The 16,644-nt window shown below is 46.7% G+C and carries 14 protein-coding genes, 1 tRNA gene and 1 pseudogene; 8 read left to right on the top strand and 8 right to left on the bottom strand.

Annotated features, from left to right (window positions below):
* Positions 1–337: 337 nt before the first annotated feature.
* Entirely contained in the window at positions 338–1,486 is a 1,149-nt protein-coding gene (locus tag NC997_RS16515) for a GerMN domain-containing protein (RefSeq protein WP_190526268.1), read from the top strand.
* A 258-nt stretch (positions 1,487–1,744) separates the two neighbouring features.
* Here the strand turns inward: NC997_RS16515 and NC997_RS16510 are convergent, their stop codons facing one another.
* Positions 1,745–2,890, bottom strand: a complete 1,146-nt coding sequence (locus tag NC997_RS16510) for a PspA/IM30 family protein (RefSeq protein ID WP_190429324.1) — start codon at positions 2,888–2,890, stop codon at positions 1,745–1,747.
* Between the two features lie 193 nt (positions 2,891–3,083).
* Here NC997_RS16510 and NC997_RS16505 point away from each other — a divergent pair, with 193 nt between their 5' ends.
* Positions 3,084–4,280: a Coenzyme F420 hydrogenase/dehydrogenase, beta subunit C-terminal domain gene (locus NC997_RS16505; RefSeq protein ID WP_190526266.1), complete on the top strand. Its 1,197-nt coding sequence runs from the start codon at positions 3,084–3,086 to the stop codon at positions 4,278–4,280.
* Positions 4,281–4,341: 61 nt separating this feature from the next.
* Here NC997_RS16505 and NC997_RS16500 read toward each other — a convergent pair whose 3' ends face one another.
* A complete protein-coding gene (locus tag NC997_RS16500; RefSeq protein WP_190526264.1) occupies positions 4,342–5,571 on the bottom strand; it encodes a methionine gamma-lyase family protein in 1,230 nt (409 codons plus the stop codon).
* 172 nt (positions 5,572–5,743) lie between these two features.
* On the opposite strand from NC997_RS16500, the gene NC997_RS16495 reads away from it, so the two are divergent.
* Positions 5,744–6,595: an acyl-CoA desaturase gene (locus tag NC997_RS16495; RefSeq protein WP_190526262.1), complete on the top strand. Its 852-nt coding sequence runs from the start codon at positions 5,744–5,746 to the stop codon at positions 6,593–6,595.
* An 81-nt stretch (positions 6,596–6,676) separates the two neighbouring features.
* Here the strand turns inward: NC997_RS16495 and NC997_RS16490 are convergent, their stop codons facing one another.
* The 3 genes from NC997_RS16490 to NC997_RS16480 form a co-directional block, all read right to left on the bottom strand.
* Positions 6,677–7,936, bottom strand: coding sequence for a glutamate-5-semialdehyde dehydrogenase (locus tag NC997_RS16490; RefSeq protein ID WP_190526259.1), 1,260 nt, complete (start codon positions 7,934–7,936; stop codon positions 6,677–6,679).
* Positions 7,937–7,940: 4 nt separating this feature from the next.
* Complete coding sequence (locus NC997_RS16485) at positions 7,941–8,357, bottom strand: hypothetical protein (protein ID WP_190414425.1); 417 nt, start codon at positions 8,355–8,357, stop codon at positions 7,941–7,943.
* A gap of 280 nt (positions 8,358–8,637) precedes the next feature.
* Positions 8,638–8,709, bottom strand: a tRNA-Gly gene (locus tag NC997_RS16480).
* A gap of 261 nt (positions 8,710–8,970) precedes the next feature.
* Between NC997_RS16480 and rseP the strand changes: the two genes are divergently transcribed.
* From rseP to rpsN, 3 genes are all read left to right on the top strand, one after another.
* Entirely contained in the window at positions 8,971–10,062 is a 1,092-nt protein-coding gene (rseP, locus tag NC997_RS16475; RefSeq protein ID WP_190526257.1) for an RIP metalloprotease RseP, read from the top strand.
* Between the two features lie 89 nt (positions 10,063–10,151).
* Positions 10,152–10,868: an endonuclease III gene (gene nth / locus NC997_RS16470; RefSeq protein WP_190414427.1), complete on the top strand. Its 717-nt coding sequence runs from the start codon at positions 10,152–10,154 to the stop codon at positions 10,866–10,868.
* A gap of 58 nt (positions 10,869–10,926) precedes the next feature.
* Positions 10,927–11,229, top strand: coding sequence for a 30S ribosomal protein S14 (gene rpsN, locus NC997_RS16465; protein ID WP_190414428.1), 303 nt, complete (start codon positions 10,927–10,929; stop codon positions 11,227–11,229).
* Between the two features lie 63 nt (positions 11,230–11,292).
* Here rpsN and NC997_RS16460 read toward each other — a convergent pair whose 3' ends face one another.
* On the bottom strand, positions 11,293–11,622 hold the full coding sequence (locus NC997_RS16460) for a hypothetical protein (RefSeq protein ID WP_190414429.1): 330 nt from the start codon (positions 11,620–11,622) through the stop codon (positions 11,293–11,295).
* 186 nt (positions 11,623–11,808) lie between these two features.
* Between NC997_RS16460 and aat the strand changes: the two genes are divergently transcribed.
* Complete coding sequence (gene aat / locus NC997_RS16455; protein WP_190429330.1) at positions 11,809–12,384, top strand: leucyl/phenylalanyl-tRNA--protein transferase; 576 nt, start codon at positions 11,809–11,811, stop codon at positions 12,382–12,384.
* Between the two features lie 85 nt (positions 12,385–12,469).
* Positions 12,470–13,270 carry a cyanoexosortase A gene (gene crtA / locus NC997_RS16450; RefSeq protein ID WP_242031323.1) on the top strand — a complete coding sequence of 267 codons (801 nt, stop codon included), beginning with the start codon at positions 12,470–12,472 and terminating at the stop codon, positions 13,268–13,270.
* Between the two features lie 157 nt (positions 13,271–13,427).
* Here the strand turns inward: crtA and NC997_RS16445 are convergent, their stop codons facing one another.
* Complete coding sequence (locus NC997_RS16445; protein WP_347276086.1) at positions 13,428–15,563, bottom strand: VIT domain-containing protein; 2,136 nt, start codon at positions 15,561–15,563, stop codon at positions 13,428–13,430.
* A gap of 135 nt (positions 15,564–15,698) precedes the next feature.
* Positions 15,699–16,592: pseudogene (locus tag NC997_RS16440) on the bottom strand (serine/threonine-protein kinase); the annotation flags it as partial.
* Between the last annotated feature and the right edge of the window lie 52 nt (positions 16,593–16,644).

Genomic DNA, 16,644 nt, shown 5'->3' with positions numbered 1-16,644 from the left:
TGGAAGCATTGCTGTCTCACTTTGACTCAGCCGGTTTCTCTTTATGTTTTCATTAAAACAACGATTTACACGTTCTCTTCAACTGTCTGTGTCACTCTCTTAATTGTCCCAGCGACCGCCAGAAGGCTTCAGGAGACTCAGAAAACTTCTCTTAGTCCGTCAAACCCTATTTTTTCCCTGACAGAACGTCTGTGCTTTTTCTGGAAACAACTCACAAGGGCTTGTTTCCACTTAATGTCACTCCAAGTATTGACACACCACCTCATCAGTTTTCTGCTGACGGTTTTATACAGTAGAGAACGTAAGTAATTAGTCATTCATCCATCTCAGAAACAAAATGCACCGCATCCGTAAATCAGCTTTATTTTCTTTTTGCTTGTTATTAATAGTTTCGGGTATCAGTGCTTGTGACACTCAAGTTACAGATGCCGCACCCTCCTCAGAAACACCCAAAGTCGTAACCGAATCATCAACCAAACCCTCGACCGAACCAACTCAGCCCCAATCAAGCTTAGAGGTATCTTCTTCAGAAAAAAACGCTCAAACTAAACAAGCTGTTCAAAGCAGCTTCGAGCCGGTGAAAGCAACTCCAAAAAAGGTAAAAATCTTTTTTCCTAAAAACCCCCAAAGCGGGCAAGATTTCACTTATGTTGAGCCAGTTTGGCGAACAACAAACAGTCCGAGTACAGCCCAGTTTGCCATTGAGCAATTAATCGCAGGGCCTACAAGTCAGGAAAAAGCTCGTGGTTTTATCGACCCTATTGAATTCAAGGGCAGTTCCAACTGCGGCAAAGATTTTACGATTTCCATCACGAATGGAATTGCTAAACTGAAATTCTGTAAGTCGGTAATTTCAGGAGGTACTGGAGATGATGCTCGTCAAAAATTCTCTATTAATACCACCCTTAAGCAATTTCCAACTGTCAACTCAGTTATTATTCTGGATAGAAACGGCAAATGCTTAAACGATCAAAGTGGCGAGAATACTTGCCTAAAGAAAGCCGAAAAACTGACAACTGAATCGGGGCTATCGATTGACGGACTTGGGTCAGTTAAAATTAACATGACTGTTGCTGAGGCATCAGGCGTTGCTGGGACTCCAATCGTGCCATCCCGGCAAAATCCCAATCGCGTCTGTGACTATTACAAGCCAGCAAATGGGCCTGAGGGTGTTACTTTCATGGTCACTCAAGGTCGTATCGCTACGGTAGAAATTGAAACCAATAAAATTACCACTGTTCATGGTATCAAAGTTGACGATACAGAAAGCACGATTAAGTCTGCCTATCCCGGACAAATTCAGGTAAGTCGTCTTCTCAACAGCGAAAAAGGTAAAGCCTGGGTCGTTCAACCAAGCAGCTTTGCTAACAAAGACTTCCGTCTCGTTTTTGTCTCTCCGAATGGCGAGACTGTATCGCGCATGATTGCTGGTAAAGTTCCAGAAGTTAATTATGCAGAAGGCTGTCTTGATGTTCGCCCTGGTTGATAGGGTTTTAGTGTAAATTTGTTAACCCAGCTACCAAAACTAGCTGGGTTTCGCGTTTTAGTGGAAGGTGGGAGAGCGATCGCGCTTTTTCCCATCTGCCAAAAGTAAAGATTTAAGAAGTTGAACCGCGAAGATGCTGAAGATGCTAAGGACGCGAAGGAAGAGAAATAAAGAGCGATCGCGCTTTTTCCTTTCCCCGTCTGCCCTAAATAATGAAGCAGGGTAAGCGAGTCTATTTCCTATGCGACAGTCTGCCTTTTAAAGGTTATCTAGTTGCTTTTTTAAGTCTTCTAATTCGTTATCAACTGCTAAATTAGATTTAGAGGAAGTAGTAGTTGGGTTAGCTGCCGGTAGTTGCGCTTGGGTGGTGGAAGAACCAGTCAACTGCGCTTTCATTGCTGCCAATTCATCATCAACGTCATTGCCGGATTCGAGCATGGCAAATTGCTGATCTAAATTATTGCCAGTAAGCTCGGCTGCTGCTGTGGAACGAGCTTCTAGTTCCAACACTTTTTCTTCCATCCGCTCAAAGGCTGCCATCGATCCGCTGGTATTCAGCCGACCGACTGTGTTTTGCAGCTGCTCTTGAGCCTTGGCAGCTTGTATTCGTGCCTTAAGGATGGGCTTGTACGCTTTGGCTTCAGAAACCTTACTTTCAAAAACAGCTAAATTGCGCTTGAGCGTATCTACCTGAGCTGTTCCCTGGTCTATTTGGGCTTTTAGAGTGCTTGCGGTTTCAGCGTGAATCTTTTTCCTCAAGATCGCTTCACGAGCCAAATTCTCATCCTCTTTTTGGAGAGCCAACTGAGCGCGTTGATGCCAGTTGTTCACTTCGGTTTGAGCTTGGTTGTACTGTTGCAGGAGGCGTTTTTGAGCGACTATGACTGGAACAACAGCTTTACGCAACTTCACCAAGTCTTCGTGCATATCCTCAATAGCTAGCTCTAGCAGCTTTTCGGGGTCAATTCCTTGTTGAATGAGCCGAGCCAAGCTAGCGATACCAAGCCCAGCTACAGCTCCAGCAGCTGCCATAGGAGCCATACCAACAGCAAATGCAGTTCCCCCAGCAGCTACTCCTACGCCGCCAATAGCACCTGAAATACCCGCACCTGCTGCTGCTCCTGCTGCTGCCGCACCAAGAGACCGAGTATTTCGCTCTGCTATTGCTCTTATTGCTTCATAAAGGGCAAGACCAGTTAATGCTCCAGCCGCACCTAAGGGAACTGCGCCAACGCTAAAACCACCGCCTTTTGCGACTATTCCAATTTTGCCTATGGCAGCACCAGATGTAGCCCCTCCAGCCGCAAATGCTGTACCATCTCCGAAGTTACCTGTATAGTTTTCACGGTTAATATGGTTAATCTCAGCTCTGACTATGCGGCTGATGCGCTCAAATAATCCCATAGCTATATGTTCCCGTTTGCTTATTAACTTTCTATTAAGCAGTCTGCACCCTCATAAGCATAGAAAAAGTTACTTGTTGCGTCTTCGTAATAATTACTGAAATCCTTATCACCTCTCTCAGTTTTTATGTAAAAGTAAGCTTTGAGCTATCTTGCTCAGATAGATGTTTTTAGTTAATAAACTGCCCTTAATTATGACTTCGGTGCGCCCTCACGATAAAGCCAAAGCCCTCAAACCTTCTAGTCGTCGCCCTGCTAAAGAACTCTGTAGCGAGTGCGGGCTATGCGACACCTACTATATTCACTATGTCAAGGAAGCGTGTGCATTTCTTAATCAGCAGATAGCGGAACTGGAAGAACAAATCCACGGAAGAAGCCGCAATCTAGATAATCCCGATGATTGGTACTTTGGGGTTAGTCAAGAGATGATGGCGGCGCGGAAAACTGAGCCAATTGAGGGGGCGCAGTGGACGGGAATTGTCAGCACCATTGCCATCGAAATGCTCAATCGCGGCATGGTTGAAGGTGTCGTCTGCGTCCAGAATACGAAGGAAGACAGATTTCAGCCAATGCCGATAATTGCTCGGACTCCAGAGGAAATTCTGGCAGCACGAGTGAATAAACCAACGCTGTCGCCTAATCTCTCGGTATTGGAGCAAATTGAGCAATCTGGGATGAAGCGGCTGTTGGTAATTGGTGTTGGTTGCCAAATTCAAGCATTACGAGCCGTTGAGAAGGAACTGGGACTCGAAAAGCTCTACGTTTTGGGTACGCCCTGTGTGGATAACGTTAACCGCGCTGGGTTGCAAAAATTCTTGGAAACCACCAGCCGTTCCCCGGATACAGTTGTCCATTACGAGTTTATGCAAGATTTCCGGGTTCACTTCAAGCACGAAGATGGCTCTATGGAAATGGTGCCTTTCTTTGGACTGAAGACAAACCAGTTAAAGGATGTTTTTGCTCCTTCTTGCATGAGCTGCTTTGATTATGTGAATTCTCTGGCAGATTTAGTCGTAGGCTACATGGGCGCACCTTTTGGCTGGCAGTGGATTGTGGTGCGGAATGACACTGGCAAAGAAATGCTGGATTTGGTGCAAGATCAGATAGATACGCAGCCAGTGATGTCCCAAGGAAACCGCAAAGAAGCTGTACAACAAAGTATCCCCGCCTACGATAAAGGCGTCACTCTCCCGATGTGGGCGGCAAAGCTGATGGGAGTCGTGATAGAAAAAATTGGCCCCAAAGGTTTAGAGTATGCCCGTTTCTCCATTGATTCCCACTTCACCCGCAATTATTTGTATGTGAAGCGCAATCATCCAGAGAAGTTAGAGGCGCACGTACCAGAATATGCCAAGCGGATTGTCGGGCAGTATAAATTGCCGGAATCTTGAAGCTTTCGCGCCAAGACGCAAAAGCGCAAAGTTTTTCTTGGCGTCTTGGCGCGAAATTATTCTAAGCTGGCCCCACAGCTTCAATTGCGGCTTCTAGCGCGATCGCTACATGAGTCCAATGGGTTCCGCCTTGACAAAATACAACGTATGGCTCTCGCAGCGGCCCATCGGATGACAATTCAGAGGTGCTGCCTTCAATAAACGTACCTCCAGCCATCACTAGCTGGCTCTCATATCCCGGCATATCACCGGGTATGGGATCGACATAGGAATCGATGGGCGAGTGCTGTTGAATGGCTCGACAAAAGGCAATCATCTTCTCACGCGAACCCAATTTGATGGCTTGAATCACATCTCGACGGGGTGCCATTGGTAAAGGATTCACTGCATAACCCAGCCGATCGAAAACGTAAGCCGTCAGGTGATTTCCTTTCATGGCTTCCCCGACCATTTGCGGTGCGAGGAACAATCCTTGGAACATCAGGCGATGTTGATCGAAACTGGCACCGCCACTACTGCCAATCCCTGGTGCAGTCAAACGACAGGCAGCGGCTTCTACTAAGTCTGCCCGCCCCGCAACATAGCCGCCAGCGGTTACGATAGTACCACCAGGATTTTTAATCAAAGAACCAGCCATTAGATCGGCACCGATAGCGGTGGGTTCCTGTTCTTCAATAAATTCCCCGTAACAATTATCGACAAAGCAAACTGTGTTGGGATTTTGTTGTTTAACCAGGAAAACAATCTTTTCGATGTCGGTAATCGAAAGACTGGGACGCCAGGAATAGCCGCAGGAACGCTGGATTAAGACGAGACGGGTGCGATCGCTAACTGCTGTCGCCAGCGCTTGCCAATCAATAATTCCTTCTTCCGTAAGAGCCAATTCTTTGTAACTAACGCCAAAATCAAGTAAGGAGCCTTGGCCTTGCCCACGCAAACCAATAACTTCTTCTAGCGTGTCATAGGGGGCACCGACCACTGCCAGCATTTCATCTCCAGGACGAAGAACGCCAAATAAGGCACAGGCGATCGCATGAGTACCGGACACAAACTGCACTCGAACCGCAGCAGCTTCGGCACCCATCACGTCCGCAAATACCCGATCGAGCGTCTGACGCCCTAAATCATCGTGACCGTAGCCGGTGACACCAGCGAAATGGTGCGCCCCCACCCGATGGTGACGAAAGGCTTCCAGCACTCGTTTGAGATTTTGCTTGACTGTTGCGTCAATTGCGGAAAAAATCGGAAACAGTACCTTTTCTGCTTCCTGTAGCTGTTGAAAGCTGTTCATCAATACCTGGAGAAAGAGATTTCTTATTTATTTTAGATTTTGGAGCTTTTGGCAATGTAAAAATTTGCATTTCCAGTAAAAGCAGGGCAAACAAGCCGCCCTTACAAGACCAAGATCAAAATCCCAAATCCAATAGCAGGTTGGGCTGCACAATTTTTATCAAGGTTACTGCATGACTGTTGCGACCACAACTAAAGATCAAGAACAGGTGAGACAAGACTCGCCTCTCCGTCCTGATTGGGTCATTATTATCTACATGGCTGCGTTACACATCGCAGCGCTTTTCGCCCTATTTCCCAGTAACTTCAGTTGGGCTGCGGTTGGTGTCGCCGTCTTTTTCCACTGGGTAACGGGTGGCTTGGGAATTACGCTGGGATTTCATCGTCTGGTAACGCATCGTAGTTTCCAAACGCCTAAGTGGTTAGAATACTTCTTTGTTCTCTGCGGCACCCTTTCCTGCCAAGGAGGTCCGATTAACTGGATAGGCATACATCGCCTCCATCATTTGCACTCGGATGAAAACTTAGATCCTCATGATTCCAACAAAGGCTTTTGGTGGAGTCACATGGGCTGGATGCTTTATCAAAACCCTGCGGATACAGACATCCCTCGGGTTACTAAAGATATTTCTGGCGATCCGGTCTATCAGTTTTTACAAAACTATTTCATTCCCATTCAGGTTGTCTTAGGTTTAATTCTTTACGCCTTGGGCGGTTGGCCTTTTGTGGTTTGGGGAATTTTTGTTCGGATCGTTGCAGTGTTTCACTGCACTTGGTTTGTCAACAGTGCAACGCATAAATTTGGCTATCGCACTTACGAATCTGAGGATCGCTCGACTAATTGTTGGTGGGTGGCTTTACTCACCTATGGCGAAGGTTGGCACAACAACCACCATGCTTTTCAATATTCCGCTCGACATGGCTTAAAGTGGTGGGAAATTGACCTAACGTGGATGACCATTCAATTTCTTCAGTCGCTCGGTTTAGCCTCAAAGGTAAAACTGGTCGAAGAGAGTAAACAATAAATAGTTAAAAGGCAAAAGAGAGCGGAAAGAAAGGATGAAGGATGAAGCAGTTTTCCCTTCATCCTTCTCTCTTTTGCCTTTTTAGTTGTGTCCCTGCACGACGTGCTTAACGGTGGTAAAAGATTCTAAGCCAATTGGCCCTCGGCGATGTCCTTTTTGGTTAGACATTCCCAGAAATAAGGAGTCTCCGCCCTTGGGGTTACGCGAAAATCGGGGAGAAGAATTGAGATAGACTGAGGCACTATTAACGCCGAGAGCAAATTGGCGGCTTTCTTGATAGGATTCAGAAACTAGACAGTCGGCGTGACCGCTGCTGTATTGATTAATGCAAATAATGGCTTCCTCGATACTCTCTACCAGTTTAAAAGCCACAATCTTATCAAGATAGGCTTGACTCCACTCTAATTCATTAGCTAGTTTCAAATCTGGAAATTGTGTCACCAAATCCCTATCTCCTCTGAGTTGAAACCCTTTTTCCTTAAGACTGTTCCAAAGCATTGTTAGAGAAGAAGGTTTGCAAGCTGGATGAATCAAAACCTTTTCAATCGCATTAACAGGGTCTGGCTCGCTTTGATGACTGTCTAAAATTGCGTTCCGAGCCATCTCTAAGCTACCCGTAGGCGACCAATAGAGGTAGCAGTTTCCCATCGCCGACTTTAAGACGGGTGCAGTTGAGAGCTGGATCACTTTTTGGACTAAACTAGGGCGACCATAGGGAATCACCAAATTAATGTATCGGTCTTGAATGACTAAATCCCGAATGGAAGCGCCTTGCTCTGATGGTAGTAGCTCCAGACAACCCGGTGGCATACCTGCTCGTTCTAAGGCTGATTGTAGAACTTGGGCAATGACCGTATTCGAGTGGCTAGCTTCACTTCCACCTCGGAGAATCAGGCTGTTACCAGTTTTCAGACACATCCCGGCAGCGATCGCTCCTAGCTCCGGAAAGGCTTCGTAAATCAATGCAATGACCCCCAGCGGCATTAGCTGGGAGTAAGTTTGCGAGTGTTCTAGCTGATAAGTCGCGTTCATCACCCGCCGGATCGGATCGGACAACTCAGCTAACCGTTGCAAAATGTGGATGGTGGTTTGCAGCCGCTCAGGTGTCAGCTTCAGCCAATCTAAAATCAGCTCATGTGCTGCCATTTCGCGACTGGCTTCCAGATCCAGGGTGTTTGCTTCCAAAATATCGTCTAAGGATCTCTGAAGTGCCTGCGCCATTGCGGCGACAGCACGGCTGCGCTCTACTCCCTTGGTAGTTGCCAATTCCAGGGAAGCTTCATAAGCGCGACGAACAGCGTTCATTGGGTCGGGGGTCGGAGTAATATCGTTGATTGCCATTGGGCTAACGTCGGTGAGTCAGCCAGATGATCAGCGCTGGCACCAATAGCGCCAACACGCTCACCATCGCACACAGCACAATAATGATACCAGGAGGGGCGGGAGGTGAAATCTGAGCTAAGCAAAGCCCTGCGATCAGTACCACCGCAATGATTCCTAAGGAAACAGGTAGGTAGCTGTCCCCAAGCCCTGGATGAGCAGTACTCCAGCGATGACCCGTCCACCGCCACGATCGCTTGTAGGGATAGCTTGTAGACAGTTGTTCGATCGCATACCCACTCTCTTCAACCACGAAGATTTGCTGACAGCGATCGCAGCCAAACGCTTCTGTCAGCGTAATCGGTACTAAACGCCCTCTACGTCGGCATGGGCACGGGTAATCGTTATTTAAGTCAATCTTCTGATCTTTCTGAGATGGCACAAGCGCTATTTAAACAAAGATATGAAAGTGTTAACTTAAGATTTTCGGAACCGGGTTCGTCTGTTAGACTTTTTTTAGTTTGCACCTAGCAACCGCCTTTCTTCGGACTGGGTACTACTGAATGAATGCCTTTAAAGACACAGACAATCTAGGCGAATTTTAACACTGTAAACCTTTGCCTAGAAATGCTCCGACTTATAGATAATCAGATTTATCCTCTGTACCTCTGAAGACCTATGCCTGAAGAAAGGGCTACTTCTTATATGATTTTAACCAGAAGAGCGGGTAACGCGATTCGAACGCGCGACATTCACCTTGGCAAGGTGACGCTCTACCACTGAGCTATACCCGCAAAACTTTATCTTTATCTAGATTCTCAAAATTTTCAGCATCTGTCAACTATCTTTTTTAATCATTTCATTAACCACCCGATGAAATTTGAAGTTGGCGAGAGTGGGAGCGCTTGGTGAAGCGATTTCTGCGGGGAGGCGAAGAAGGAATTCCTCACTCTGTATTTTGATGCTTTCCGGCTCCTCTTCCCTGAACTCACCCAGCTTCCGGACGCAACACCGTAGAATGAAGAAGTATGTAGTTAGTTGAATTAATTATTAATATGCCTGTTTTTGCGGCGATCGCAGTCTTGGCGCTTTTGATTGTGGTACATGAGCTGGGTCATTTCATGGCAGCTCGTCTTCAAGGAATTCACGTCAACCGCTTCTCCCTCGGCTTTGGGCCGATCCTCTGGAAGTACCAGGGACCGGAAACCGAATATGCCATCCGGGCTTTTCCCTTAGGCGGATTTGTCGGTTTCCCTGATGATGACCCCGACAGTGATATTCCTCCAGAAGACCCCAATCTATTACGCAACCGACCCATTCTCGACAGAGCCATTGTCATTAGCGCTGGTGTCATCGCCAACTTGCTATTTGCTTACTTGCTGCTAGCGACTCAACTGGGTCTCGTAGGCGTTCAGGAATTTAATTATCAGCCTGGTGTCTTGGTTCCCCAAGTCGCCTCAGACGTAAGTTCGGCTGCACTCAAGGCTGGCATCAAAGCAGGAGACATTATTCTCTTAGCAGACGGTCAACCACTGAAAGCCTCCAAGGAAGCCATTCCAAAGCTTATGGAGGTCATTCAAAATAATCCCAACCAGCCGGTCCCCCTGAGCGTTGAACGTCAAGGTCAAATCATTTCCCTGACCGTGACACCGCAACCCGGAAGCGATGGGAAAGGTCGCATCGGTGTCCAGCTAGCTCCTAGCGGCAAAGTAGTGCGTCGGCACCTCAAGAATCCTGTAGAAGTTTTGACCACTGCGGCTACAAAGTACCAAGAATTTGTCGTTTTAACGGCTCAGGGCTTTGTACAACTGATCAGTAACTTTGGCGAAACAGCCGATCAGGTTGCTGGGCCGGTTAAAATTGTGGAACTTGGTGCCAGTATTGCCAAGTCAGACGCAGCGAATCTGTTTCAGTTTGCTGCCTTGATCAGCATTAACCTTGCGATTATCAACATATTGCCGCTACCGGCTCTCGATGGTGGTCAACTAGCTTTCTTATTGATTGAAGGCTTGCGGGGTAAACCTTTGCCGACTCAAATCCAAGATGGCATTATGCAAACTGGTTTGATGTTGCTTCTGGGTTTGGGAATTTTCTTGATTGTTCGAGACACTGCTAACCTGGAGTGGGTTCAAAAACTCTTGCAATGAACGCAGTTGTCTATCGTTTTTAACAATGGATAACTGACCTGTACGGGCGCAGGGTCATGCGCCCCTACCAACTAGACAATTGACGATTTATGAACATTACCCGTACATGGTCAGCTAAGCAGCAGCGTGCTTTGGAGATTTTGATTCGCCTGAAGCGATTGTATCCAGATGCACCCTGTACGCTGAACTACGAGACGCCGGTACAGTTATTGGTCGCAACCATTCTCTCCGCTCAATGTACCGATGAACGGGTGAATCAAGTAACCCCCTCCTTATTTTCTCGGTTTCCCGACGCCCCAGCTTTGGCAAACGCTGATATTGCCGAGTTGGAAACCCTGATCCGTTCAACCGGCTTTTATCGCAATAAAGCTAAAAATATTCAAGGTGCCTGCGTCCTGATTGTGGAGAAATTTAAAGGACAGGTGCCAAAACGAATGGAATTGTTGCTGGAATTACCAGGAGTAGCGCGAAAGACGGCGAATGTCGTTCTGGCTCACGCTTACGGCATCAATCAAGGCGTAACAGTGGATACTCATGTGAAGCGCCTCAGCTACCGATTGGGTTTGACAGAATATACAGACCCAGTGCGGATAGAGCGAGATTTAATGAGACTATTGCCCCTAGAGGATTGGGAAAACTGGTCAATTCGGTTGGTCTATCATGGTCGGGCAATTTGTAAAGCCAAAAATCCGGTGTGCCATGCTTGTGTCCTTGCGGATTTGTGTCCTTCTGCTAATTTGTCGCCCTCAGATTCTGTGAATATTAGCCTCGCCACATCTCCTCAAATTGTGGAAGCTTCTAATTGATACCATCCGCTAGAATGGAGAATGGTGTCTTTATTGCTGGAACAAAGTAGGATAATTCATGGCTAAAAAGAGCATGATTGAGCGGGAGAAAAAACGCCAGAAGCTGGTAGATAAGTATGCCGCTAAGCGTGAAACGTTGCAGGAAGCATTTGAGAATGCAACAACCCAACAACAGAAGCTGACGATTCATCGGCAGATACAGCAACTGCCGCGCAACAGTGCGCCCACACGACTGCGGAATCGCTGCTGGGTGACTGGGCGTCCTAGAGGCGTATACCGGGATTTTGGTCTGTCTCGCAACGTTATGCGGGAATGGGCACACCAAGGCCTGTTGCCGGGAGTTGTCAAGTCTAGCTGGTAGTCTTTAGTCTTTAGTCTTTAGTCTTTAGTTGATTGCGTTTGACCAATGACTATTGACTATTGACTATTGACCGCAACAGCGGTCGATGCCAAGACTGTCTAAGAGCAATTCACTGACCGCATTCGCGATCGCAAACTCGCTATAAAAACTTCTGGAAAAATCAAACGCCTGCATCTCTGTCAGAATGGCAATCACCAGAGAACCCAGGTCGTTTTCCCCTTCCATCCGCTGGCGGACATAAATCTGGGAAGCTCGTTGGGCAATCTCTTGATTGACAGCCTCTGGAATAAACTCTTCATCGAGCCACTTGTGCAATGCGCTTTGCAGCCATTTGCCCTCCTGTTGAGGATTTTCGGCTGGTGGTAAGGTGATCGGTGGGATGGGTTGAGACATTTTCACGTATCAGCTTTTCGCTTCTCAGCTTTTAAATTTCAGATGCCGACTCAATGATTCTAAAAGTTGGGGCAGTATTTTAGATATTAAGGTGGTATCTCATCAGGACATCTATGCAGCCATTTGTGGCTGTTAGAGATATACATAGATCGGATAATACGTCATTAACCCGCTTGGATTGAGTGCATGGAGTTTGATATTCCCACCATTATTCAGGGGTATGCCCAAGGCTACTTCCTGATGGCGGATGACGACAATGGCTTGGGATGGTATTCCAGCCGTCAGAGAACACTCGTTCCCCTCGATGGGCAGTTTCGCTACCCGAAGTCACTGCGGCGTGTTCTCAACCAAGAACGCTTTACTGTTGCTGTCAATCGGGATTTCCAGGGTGTAGTGGCTGGGTGTGCGGATCGAGAAACAACGTGGATTTCCCCAGAACTACAAGAGATTTATTTGGCACTCTATGAAGAGGGTTGGGCTTATAGCTTCGAGACTTGGCAGGGAGAGGAACTGGCTGGAGGAATTTTAGGACTTGTCATCGGGGGTGCGTTTATTGGGGAATCTATGTTCTACCGGATTCCAGAGGGGTCAAAGGTGGCGATGGTGAAGTTGGTGGAAAGATTGCGATCGCGCAATTTTGCTTTCTTTGACGCCCAAATGATGAACCCCCATTTAGAGCGCTTTGGTGCTTACATCATTGACGATCCACAATATCAAGTCCTATTACGGAAAGCGTTGCAGCGTCGGTGTTCTTTAGTATAGCCGCAGCCAGCGGGTGTGTCCTACCGAGCAAAACTTTTATCGAATCATGAGCAGGCTAAAACTTGTCAAAGACTTGAAACTCTGGTTGATAGCGATCGCGGCAGGCTTAATTACAATTCATCTTACTTTGACTTGGAGGAGTGGCAATACTGAACTGCTGAGTACAAGCTTCTTATTTTGGGCTGCGGTATCATCCCTACTTTGGCAGAAACGGGACGGATTAGAGCTGAAAAGCGATGATTTTTCTAGCATTTTTGGGTTCGCACTGATTAGTTTGGTACTCTTTAAAAGTCTTTACCCCGGCTATGGTTTTACCCTTCACGTTACACCTTTGATTTCAATGCTGGGCTTGGGTTTAATTGCCTCTGGGGTTAAAGGATTAAAGCAGTATTGGCGGGAATTGCTGCTACTGGCTTTTTTCGTCTTAAATCAAGAATTAATATTGAAATTTTTTAATGTATCTTTATTAACCGCTAAACTTACATCTGTTATTCTTTGGTTTTTAGGATTCCCCGTTGTGCAGCAAGGGGAGATTTTAAGTTTGCCAACTGGGTCTGTACAAATTGGCGGAGCTTGTGCCGGTGTAGGTACTATCCTTCAGCTATTGGGGTTAGCTTTAGTTGTTTTACTCATTTTTCCAACTAAATTAAAGGAAAAGATTTTATTACCATTCGTTGCTGTCATCGTAGCCTTTACGCTAAATGGGATACGGGTGGCTTTGATGACGGTTTTGGCAGGGTTATCAAATAAAGAAGCTTTTGAATATTGGCATCTTGGTGATGGTTCTGTAATCTTTTCTATGATTTCTGTATTTATTTTCGGATTAATTTGTCGATTTTGGCTGTTAAAACCAGGCAGCAAAAATGAGAATTCCGTAGAATTTTAATTGCACCTATAGCACTCTTAAAGGATGCGTGAAAGCAAGCTCCCCGACAACTTTTACGAAGTCGGGGAGCGGAAAGGCTGGAAGCTCACAATTAAAACAGGATTGCTATATTTTTGACTGATGAAGTTTAATATAGCGGTAAAAAAGTGGACTGGGATTAGTTTCCAGGCGGAGTGCTTTTCAAACCCTTCAACCGCTTCCAGGCAAAGTACATTCCCAGCAAGAGAACAGCCAAGATGTTGCCTAAGATTTGGCTGGGTTCGGGCACTGGATCGGGATTTAACGATTGGCTGGATGGCTGTGCTGAGCTAGATAGCGGCTGGCTGTTCGCTGCTGACGGTGCTGACGGTGCTGACGGCATTTTGCTAGCAGTAGGTTTGCTAGCAACTAACGCTTTGCTAGGTGGTGGCGCTTGGCTGAGTGAAGGCACGTTACCGTTTTGGCTAGACGTTGCTTCGGCGTTCATACCCTCTGGCGTTTCTACCGGCACTTGCACCTGCTGAGTTTTCTTGGAATCGACTCGCACTTCTTCCGTGACAGCAACAAAGGAGGTGTATTGCGACAACAACCGATAAGCTAGCGCGGTATCGGTAACGGCTTTGACATTATTTGGGTTTTCGCCAGCATAGATTTCATTCATCAAATCTTTAATCCGGGCGCGTCCCCAAAGTTGAGCGATCGCGCTATTGCCACCGCCATCAAATTCAATCGGTAACTTCTTCTCATAGCGTTTACCACCGGCGACGATTCCAGTAATTCGCAAAGTTCCTTTAGCGCGATCGCCTTTACGTCCAAATAACACCAAAGGCTGATTGGCAAACAAATCAGGGGGTTTGATCGGATAGATTTGCGGTGCTTTTCCACTCCCTTCCCAGTTCACTTCGATATTCGTAAGTACGGGATTATTGATCTGTTGGGAGAACTTTTCGACGACTTTTTGGGCGGATTCTCTAGGGGGAACGACTTCTGAAGTGCCCCGTCCTTCCTCTGCTAAACGATCGATCAAGAAGCGGTTCACTGAAGGGCCAACACCGAAACTATAAAGACGATTTCCCGGCTTCAGCCTCTTTTTAATTTCTGCGATCGCTTGCTGGTCTTGATCGATCAAACCGTCAGTAATCAAGACAATACTCCGCAGGCGTCCTTCTGGCGCGGCGGGGAAATTCAACACAGTTTGAATGCCATTAAATAACTCGGTGCCACCGTTAGCATCTAGGCGATTGATATAATTTAGGGCTTTCTCACGGTTTTGCGGCGTATTCGGTAAAGGTATAGGAGATAGCTGCGTCGCGCTATCGGAAAAGTCAACAACATTAAAGGTATCGCCGGGATTGAGTCCATTGATAAACCGGCGCATCAGTTCCTTTGATTGCTCAATTGGCGGTCCACTTTGAGAGCCAGAAGTATCCATGAGAAATACCACATCTTTGGGTACAATCTCATTACTTTGATATTCCACGGCTGGAATTAAATAGGTGGCAAAGTGACCGCCGCGTTCATCCGCCTCTGATAATACTGTGGACTGGGTTTGGGCACTCGATACCTGATAACGTAAAATCAGGTCTTTATTCGGAATTGCGTTTTCCTTGCTCAATTCAACCCGCATGATGCGACCATCTTGAGTGGTACGGATTTGATGAGAAGGCGATCGCACTTCTTTGACTGGCACCCCGGCTTCGATTTCAACGGTTACGCCAATATTTTGTCCAGAACGGCTTCCGGCTGGTAAAGTCGGCGGATTGATTTGCGAAGTGTCGGTAACTGAGTTTGTATTGCTGTTGCTATTCGTTGAAGGTCCTGAGATATAGCGTGGCCCTACCACCATAGGAAAGACAAATTCATAGCTACCTTTTTCAAACTTCAGGCTTTCACTGTAGCGAATTGTGACATCGATTTTTTCGCCTGGTTTGATGTTAGCCAAGGACTGAGTAAAAATATTGTCTCGTTCTTGGTCTAATAAGGCAGCAGTTTTTCCTTCTTGTTTGGCTTGTTCGTAAATTTGCTTTGCTTCTTCGCGTTTTTTGATAACGCCTCGGATGATGCGATTGCCTACTTTTATTTCCATGTCATCCACTGCCGCTTCATCGGGGAGTGGAAATTTATAGACCGCTTCTAAAGGATTGTTAAAGGGATTTTCAAAGGTCTGCGTTACCTCCACCCGCGACACATTCCCTGTGACTTTCGCCACAACTTCCGTATGTTTCAACGGAAACACTCGCTCCTGTCCATCCACAATCGCGAATAAGCTGCCTTCCGTCAGAGATGCTTGCCTCTCAACTTCCTGAGTCACCATCTCTACCACAGGCGAAGCTAAGTACCGCACTCCCGCATATCCAAACAATAGGAAGGCACCGGCTATCAGCCATTTTTTCTTAGAATTACGTTTAGTAGTTGGGAGCGATCGCCCATTCAAATCTTGCAATACTTCATCTGCTGATTGATAGCGCCGCTTCGTACCTGTTTGCAGCATTTTGTCGAGAATGCTACCAAACTGTTTACTGACTGGCGTCTTCAAGAAATCCCGCCAAACCCAGGTATCTTCACTCGTATCGCTTAGATCGAAAGGAGGAATTTGGGTGAGCAAATGGATACAAGTAACACCCAAACTATACACATCGCTGGCAAAAATCGCTTTCCCTTTTACTTGTTCGGGAGCCGTATACGCAGCAGAACCAATAACCGTTCCGGTTCTGCCTAGCATCGTCTCAGTCGCATACTTTGCTGCGCCAAAATCGACTAACACGAGTTTGCCATCTCGACGGTTGCGGATGATGTTTTCGGGTTTAATATCCCGGTGAATCATCTGTTGACTGTGGACAAATTGCAACACTGGCAGCAAACTTTGCAGGAGTTGCCGAATTTCTATTTCTTTAAACGGTCCTTTTTTGGCTAATTCTTGAGCTAAGTTTTCTCCATCGATAAACTGTTGCACTAAATACTGATGGTCATCTTGCTCAAAATATGCAAGCAGTTCGGGAATTTGATGATGTTTCCCAACAACCTCTAAGCGAGTTGCTTCTTGACGGAATAACTCTGCTGCTTTTTGGCGATTATTAGTTCCTTGTTGTTGAGGAAAAAACTGTTTAATGACACAGCGCGGTTCCGATGGCTGGGATATATCCACAGCCAGGAAAGTTCTCCCCATACCTCCTTGACCAATCGGTTTAATCGCACGATAGCGATCGCTCAGCAGTAATTGCGATCCGCAACTTTCGCAGATTGCGGCATTTCCAGGATTTTCTGGCTGCTGACAATTAGGATTTAGGCAATAACACCGACGCCGATCGTGAGCTGTGTTTTTTTGAGGCGGGAAGGTCGTCATAGCAGCCCTTTTTCAAAACCGTTCACGCCATTCTAGCCATTTCATTTCTAAA

It is taken from the genome of Trichocoleus sp. DQ-A2 (genome assembly GCF_039961915.1).
Taxonomy (GTDB): Bacteria; Cyanobacteriota; Cyanobacteriia; order Cyanobacteriales; family FACHB-T130; genus FACHB-T130.
Note: the sequence above shows the minus strand (reverse complement) of the source record. Positions and strands in the feature narration are given on the sequence as shown.

What these genes read in the sequence shown, in the direction of transcription:
- NC997_RS16510 (WP_190429324.1), bottom strand. Translation starts at nt 2,890, where the DNA reads ATGGGATTATTTGAGCGCATCAGCCGCATAGTCAGAGCTGAGATTAAC.
- rseP (WP_190526257.1), top strand. Translation starts at nt 8,971, where the DNA reads ATGCCTGTTTTTGCGGCGATCGCAGTCTTGGCGCTTTTGATTGTGGTA.
- rpsN (WP_190414428.1), top strand. Translation starts at nt 10,927, where the DNA reads ATGGCTAAAAAGAGCATGATTGAGCGGGAGAAAAAACGCCAGAAGCTG.
- nth (WP_190414427.1), top strand. Translation starts at nt 10,152, where the DNA reads ATGAACATTACCCGTACATGGTCAGCTAAGCAGCAGCGTGCTTTGGAG.
- NC997_RS16495 (WP_190526262.1), top strand. Translation starts at nt 5,744, where the DNA reads ATGACTGTTGCGACCACAACTAAAGATCAAGAACAGGTGAGACAAGAC.
- NC997_RS16515 (WP_190526268.1), top strand. Translation starts at nt 338, where the DNA reads ATGCACCGCATCCGTAAATCAGCTTTATTTTCTTTTTGCTTGTTATTA.
- NC997_RS16490 (WP_190526259.1), bottom strand. Translation starts at nt 7,936, where the DNA reads ATGGCAATCAACGATATTACTCCGACCCCCGACCCAATGAACGCTGTT.
- NC997_RS16500 (WP_190526264.1), bottom strand. Translation starts at nt 5,571, where the DNA reads ATGAACAGCTTTCAACAGCTACAGGAAGCAGAAAAGGTACTGTTTCCG.
- NC997_RS16445 (WP_347276086.1), bottom strand. Translation starts at nt 15,563, where the DNA reads ATGGTGACTCAGGAAGTTGAGAGGCAAGCATCTCTGACGGAAGGCAGC.
- NC997_RS16505 (WP_190526266.1), top strand. Translation starts at nt 3,084, where the DNA reads ATGACTTCGGTGCGCCCTCACGATAAAGCCAAAGCCCTCAAACCTTCT.
- NC997_RS16460 (WP_190414429.1), bottom strand. Translation starts at nt 11,622, where the DNA reads ATGTCTCAACCCATCCCACCGATCACCTTACCACCAGCCGAAAATCCT.
- aat (WP_190429330.1), top strand. Translation starts at nt 11,809, where the DNA reads ATGGAGTTTGATATTCCCACCATTATTCAGGGGTATGCCCAAGGCTAC.